This is a genomic window from Zarconia sp. (genome assembly GCF_057467645.1).
Genome location: NZ_JBRJXU010000160.1, coordinates 23,607 through 29,615, shown reverse-complemented (window position 1 = coordinate 29,615; position 6,009 = coordinate 23,607). Strand labels below are relative to the sequence as shown.

4 protein-coding genes and 1 pseudogene are annotated in these 6,009 nt (G+C 51.8%); 3 read left to right on the top strand and 2 right to left on the bottom strand.

All coding sequences use genetic code 11. From position 1 onward, the window contains the following. Nucleotides 1-192, top strand: a pseudogene (locus AC2215_RS23655) (IS66 family transposase); the annotation flags it as partial. A 67-nt stretch (nt 193-259) separates the two neighbouring features. Here the strand turns inward: AC2215_RS23655 and moaA are convergent. After that, on the bottom strand, nt 260-1,249 hold the full coding sequence (moaA, locus tag AC2215_RS23650) for a GTP 3',8-cyclase MoaA (RefSeq protein ID WP_486812479.1): 990 nt from the start codon (nt 1,247-1,249) through the stop codon (nt 260-262). Nucleotides 1,250-1,922: 673 nt separating this feature from the next. Between moaA and AC2215_RS23645 the strand changes: the two genes are divergently transcribed. Then, the gene (locus tag AC2215_RS23645) at nt 1,923-2,234 is read left to right on the top strand and encodes a DUF6679 family protein (RefSeq protein WP_486812478.1); all 312 of its coding nucleotides are present in this window, start codon (nt 1,923-1,925) and stop codon (nt 2,232-2,234) included. Between the two features lie 459 nt (nt 2,235-2,693). On the opposite strand, the gene pyk is transcribed toward AC2215_RS23645, so the two are convergent. Further along, the gene (gene pyk, locus AC2215_RS23640; RefSeq protein WP_486812477.1) at nt 2,694-4,136 is read right to left on the bottom strand and encodes a pyruvate kinase; all 1,443 of its coding nucleotides are present in this window, start codon (nt 4,134-4,136) and stop codon (nt 2,694-2,696) included. Nucleotides 4,137-4,956: 820 nt separating this feature from the next. On the opposite strand from pyk, the gene gap reads away from it, so the two are divergent. Then, nucleotides 4,957-5,979: a type I glyceraldehyde-3-phosphate dehydrogenase gene (gene gap, locus AC2215_RS23635; RefSeq protein WP_486812476.1), complete on the top strand. Its 1,023-nt coding sequence runs from the start codon at nt 4,957-4,959 to the stop codon at nt 5,977-5,979. Nucleotides 5,980-6,009 lie beyond the last annotated feature (30 nt).

Here is a 6,009-nt window from a genome sequence, read left to right as displayed (position 1 = left end):
GCAGTGACCAAGCGCAAAGTGGCTGGTGGCTCTCGTTCTTGGGAAGGATTTCGCCGAACGGCAACGTTGCTCAGTGCTATTGAATCCTGTCGCGCGAGCGGTCGCTCGGCGATCGAGTTTTTCGGTCGTGCCCTCTCAGAAACCGTGGGGGGTCAATCGGGGCAGTTATCCCTCATTCCCAGGTTCAACTGAGCATGGGGGGGTTGTCAACCCCAAGACCTGAATGCTTACATTTTTAATTATTCATTGTTAATTATCCCTAGCCTCCAATTTGAGACATCGTGCGGCTATACATCCCTTCGATCGTGCCATTTTCCCGTTGCTTATAGTTAATTTCCGGTTTGAGGGCGAGTAACCCAGCAACCCGATCGCGCAACAGATCCGTCGAAACCCCCTCGCGCAAGCTGGTTTTCAAGTCGATTTGTCCGGTTTCGTTGAGCAGGCACGGCCGCAGCCACCCATCGGCAGACAGGCGCATCCGGTTGCAGCGATCGCAAAAACACTCGGACATCTGACTGATAAATCCCAGGGTTCCTTTGGCACCGGGAATCCGAAACACATCCGCAGGGCCGGCCCCAGTCACTTGAGAGGTTTCGAGTCCGTGGGCGCTGCGAATCCGCGCCCTCAATTCCTCAGAGGGAATCCAGCCTTCCGAATCGAACAGGTGGGTGTTGCCAATGGGCATAAATTCGATGAAGCGCACGTGCCAGTGGCGATCGATGGACAGGGCCGCTAAATCCAACACCTCGCCGTCATTCACCCCCGGTATAACCACCACGTTGAGTTTCAGGGGGTCGAACCCCACCTCGTAAGCTGCCTGAATGCCATCCCAAACCTGCTGCCAGCGGCTGCGACCCCGATTTCCGATAATTTTGTCAAAAATCTCCGCATCGAGGGAATCCAGGCTAATATTGATGCGCCGCAGACCCGCATCGTAGAGTGCCCGCGCTTTGGCGGCGAGCAAAAATGCGTTGGTGGTCATTGCCAAATCCTCGGTTTCCGGTAGGGCGGCAATAGCTTTGACGATCGCGATCGCATCCGGACGCAGTAAGGGTTCTCCCCCCGTGAGGCGAAAGCGGCGAAATCCAATTGGAACGAAAACCTCGCGAATCAGAGTCAGCAGTTCGTCGCCGGTGAGTAAATCCTGTTGCAGGAGGTAGTCGAGTTCGGCCCCTTCGGGCATACAATACTGACAGCGAAAGTTACAGCGATCGATGAGGCTGATGCGGAGGTAGTCTACCGGGTTCATAGTGTGGGATCGGATAACGCAGAGTCTTTATACCTAATCCTACAGAGGCAACCCAGAAAAAGCGATCCCTGACCCAGAAAAGCCATTGTGCTACAATCGCAAAATAAGCCACAGGATGCAAAGCCCTCGACCTTCAAGCCGATCGGGTTAAACCCCCGCCGCGGTTTGAGCGTCTCAATGTAATGCTGGCTAGTCGATCGCGGGCACGAATATAAAGTATCGCGTCGAGTGGATTACTCCCACGGCTGCGACACCCCGCAATCGCCAGGAGCAATCCTCCTACCGTAGGGCATACGGAAAGGCTAGATCTAATATTCTAGTATGCTTGGAAGCTACCGGTAAATGAGTCAAAGACCGATCGGTCTTAAACTTAGGTAGACAACGAACGTGTTCGGCCAACCGTGGGATGACCTTAGAAGGCTGCGTTCGGTTCGAGAATCCTTAACGATTTATCGTAGGGAATGTCAAGCTATGGGATCGGCATCAGACCGACCGATCCGGCAAACAGATCTTCTGGGGAACTCAAAGGACGGCAACCAACTTCAGTCGAGACTAGGTAACAGCACTCGCGATCTCCGAACCTTTTCTCGGACGCGCTGTAACTCGACGGGAGTTGCGATCCCCGCACCTTGAACCTCACCGAAGCGGTCACCTGCTCAGGAGAATCGACATAATGTTACATCGTAAGTTGTATCAAATCTGTTGTGAGGGTCGTGAAGTTTGTGTATTTTTAAGAGATCAGCAACGTTGGATAGACCGAGCGCGGGTTTTAGATATTGAAGGAGACTTAGTGACCTTACGCTACGAAACCGACGAAGACGATGAGATTTGTTCTTGGGAAGAAATGATTCGCTTAGAAAGCATTGGCGCGGTCTCTCAGAAGCTGGCGAGCGTTCCTCGGGGAAATGTCGAACCTCTTGTTTCTGATGATTGTCCCGAAGCCGAGCAAATTCGCAACCATCCCTCGGATTCTAATCCCGACTGACATCCGGCGCGATCGTGTTTTTGCCCGGTCAACCTAACCGTTGGGTTTTCCATTCTTAACAGACCCTCCAACGAAAATCCCCGCTCTATCCTATGGAAGAGCGGATTTTTTTTAGTGGCGAAGATGGGGTATGGAGTTGGTGTTGGAACAATTCATCTCCCTTGTCTCCCCCCTCTCCTTTGTCTCCCTTGCCCGGTGAAAAGGGCAAAGCATTTGGATTGGTGAGCTTTCGTTTCTGGAGAGAATTTGTCGCTCAAATGCGCGCGCCCCTACAGTCTCCCCTCACCGCGTCACCGTGTCACCGCGTCACCGTGTCACCGCGTCCTCCCCATTCCCTATTCACGCGGTGTGCAATCTTTTTGCGCTCGAAAGGATGGTGAGCGAGTCGAAAAATCCCCCATTCCCCTTTCCCCATTGCCCCGTGCGGTCAGGTTTTGGATCGACAAGTTGCACATGGCGTTATTCCTTCTTCAAAAATCGATCGGAAATCGAGTGAATTTTCAGCATATTCGTACCTCGCGCTTTTTGAACGGGACTGCCACCCAACATCAACACTTTATCCCCCGGTACGGCGATATTTCGCTGCACCAACATCGCTTCCATGCGATCGAACAAAGCTTCTAAGGTACTCGTTCCCGCATCGAGAATTAACGGTTTCACCCCCCAAACCAGGTTCAAGCGATGATACACTTCGCGATCGGGGGTAAATGCCACCACCGGCGCTTGCGGGCGTTCGGCGGCGGCCATCAGCGCCGTATAACCGGTGGTGGTAAAGCAGGCGATACAACACAAATCTAAAATTTCGTCGATAGTGTTGAGGGCTTCGCTAAGGGCATGGGTATCGTCGGTGAAGGCGGGGGGATAGTTGGTAAATTTAATTTCCGGTTCGATATCCGTGGCGATTTTCGCGAGCATTTTCACTGCTTTGATGGGATACTCTCCCACTGCCGACTCTCCGGAGAGCATCACCGCATCGGTGCCGTCGATAATGGCGTTGGCGACATCGCTGGCTTCAGCGCGGGTGGGTCGGGGATTGCCAATCATACTTTCGAGCATCTGAGTGGCGGTAATGACGGGCATTCCCCGTTGGTTGCAGGTGCGGATAATCTGCTTTTGCAGCATCGGCACTTTTTCTGGCTTCATTTCCACCCCCAAATCTCCACGGGCCACCATCACCCCGTCGCATTCATCGAGAATCAGATCGAGGTTGAAGATAGCTTGGGGTTTTTCAATTTTGGCGATGACGGGGGTATCACCAGCGCCTTTATCGGCTAAAAAGGCTTTGAGAGTGCGGATATCTTCGGCTTGGCGCACGAAACTCAAGGAGACCCAATCCACCCCTTGGGCGATACCAAACTCTAAATCTCGTTTGTCTTTTTCCGTGAGGGAGGGCAAGCGCAGGTTGAGGGAGGGTAAATTTACTCCTTTACGACTTTTGAGGATGCCTCCTTCGAGAATCTGACAGCGAACGGCATTCCCAGAAACCGCTTCGACTTTGAGTTCGAGCAAACCATCGTCGAGCAGAACCTGGGTTCCGGCAGTGGCTTCTTCGGCGAGGTGGGGATAGTCGATGGCAACGGTGTCTGGCTGACCGTTATATTCGGCGATTGGAACTAAGGTTAAGGTCTTTCCGTCTTCGAGGGGGATTTCTCCCTCGGGCAACTGACCGACGCGAATTTTTGGGCCTTGTAGGTCTTGGAGAAGAGTAATGGGGGTGTCGAGTTCCGTAGAAATCGATCGCAATTGGTCGACCATCCGGGCGTGGTCGTCGTAGTTGCCGTGGGAAAAGTTGAGCCGGGCGACGCTCATTCCCGCACGCACCATCTGGCGGATGGTGTCGGGGGATTGGCTGGCTGGACCGATGGTGGCGACGATTTTGGTGCGATGGGTGAGGGAAATCATCAGCATTTTGGGGGTAAGAATTCAGATCGAGAAACACCAGATCGAGAAAGAAAATTCAAGCTTCTTCGATCGCTGAAGGTTGCGAAAACAAACCGGTCAATTCTGAATCTCCGATTTCGATTTTAAGTCTGGGAATACTGACGGACGATCGTGCAGGTTAGTTTCAATTTTACTGTGATATTCGATACGAATTATTTCCAGTTCGATCGCGTTTATGAGTCTAATTTACTGGACCTCGATCGGATAAATTTTAATTTTAAGAATTCGATCGCAAAACCTTAAAAAAGGTCGAAGGTTTATGGCTCAAACTTAAGCTCAAATTTATTGATGACTGAGTCTCAATTGTTACGTTAATGTCAAGTTAAAATGTTGCGATCTGAAGACATATATTGCATCTTGAAGTCTTGATGCAGTCTACTAGATTTTTATTAAAAAAAAGTTAAGATCTTTCCAGTTTTTCCCGATATCTAAAAAACTGACAGATATCTAATAATTGTGCTATCTTAATTGGCGTTATCCTTCAAGTCGAGAAATCTTAGAAAAAGCTTAAGCTAGTCTCTTCAAGGTATCCCTTCGCGGTTTGATGGGAATACGCGATCGTCTCTTCGGGAGAAGGACGGACAGATTCGGGTGCGATTGCGAGTCCTTATCGGCAGAACGCAGCAACGATCGTTCCACGACCGGATACCGCCTTGAACCCGACCGTTCGCTGACAATCCCCTCGAACGTTCCGAAACTTGCCGATTCGAGATCGATATAGAAATCAAAACGTTACCCCAAAAATCTTCTTACCACTCATAACAATACAGGAGTATTTTTGATGGCTGCTGTCAAAGTTGGAATTAATGGATTCGGCCGTATCGGACGATTGGTCTTCCGGGCCGGCATCGATAATCCAAATATTGAGTTTTGCGGAATTAACGATTTAGTTCCCCCGAAAAATCTCGCCTACTTGCTCAAATACGACTCCACCCACGGACCTTTTTCCGGTACCGTTGAAGCTGCAGACGATGGAATCGTCGTCAACGGTAAATTCATACCCTGCGTGTCCGTCCGCGATCCCGAACAATTGCCCTGGGGAGATCTCGGCATCGAGTACGTCGTCGAATCCACCGGGTTGTTTACCGATTACGCCGGTGCGTCCAAACACATCAATGCTGGGGCCAGCCGAGTGGTGATTTCTGCCCCCACCAAAGAGAAAGACCCGGAGAAAGTGCCGACGCTGTTGGTGGGGGTCAACCACGACAACTACGATCCCAGCCGCCACACCATTGTCTCCAATGCCAGTTGTACCACCAATTGCCTCGCCCCGATCGCCAAAGTCATCCAGGATAACTTCGGATTCGCTGAAGGGTTGATGACCACCGTTCACGCCATGACGGCAACCCAACCGACCGTCGACGGTCCGAGTAAAAAAGACCTGCGCGGCGGTCGCAGTGCAACTCAGAATATCATCCCCGCTTCCACCGGGGCCGCCAAAGCTGTCACCCTGGTGCTGCCGGAACTCAAAGGCAAACTGACGGGGATGGCTTTCCGGGTTCCCACCCCCGACGTATCGGTGGTGGATTTGACCTTCAAAACCGAGAAAGCCACCAGTTACGACGAAATCTGCGCGGCGATGAAAGCTGCCGCCGAGGGGACGCTAGAGGGAGTGTTAGGCTACACTGAAGAACCCATCGTCTCCACAGACATCACCGGCGATCCGCGCTCGAGTATCTTCGATGCCGGGGCGGGAATCGAGTTAAATTCCAACTTTTTCAAAGTCGTCTCCTGGTACGACAACGAATGGGGTTACTCGAATCGCACCATCGATTTAATCCTGTCGATGGCAGCCAAAGGCTAATATCGATTCCCACCCGGCCGCACTCCGGTG

What these genes read in the sequence shown, in the direction of transcription:
- AC2215_RS23645 (WP_486812478.1), top strand. Translation starts at nt 1,923, where the DNA reads ATGTTACATCGTAAGTTGTATCAAATCTGTTGTGAGGGTCGTGAAGTT.
- moaA (WP_486812479.1), bottom strand. Translation starts at nt 1,249, where the DNA reads ATGAACCCGGTAGACTACCTCCGCATCAGCCTCATCGATCGCTGTAAC.
- pyk (WP_486812477.1), bottom strand. Translation starts at nt 4,136, where the DNA reads ATGATTTCCCTCACCCATCGCACCAAAATCGTCGCCACCATCGGTCCA.
- gap (WP_486812476.1), top strand. Translation starts at nt 4,957, where the DNA reads ATGGCTGCTGTCAAAGTTGGAATTAATGGATTCGGCCGTATCGGACGA.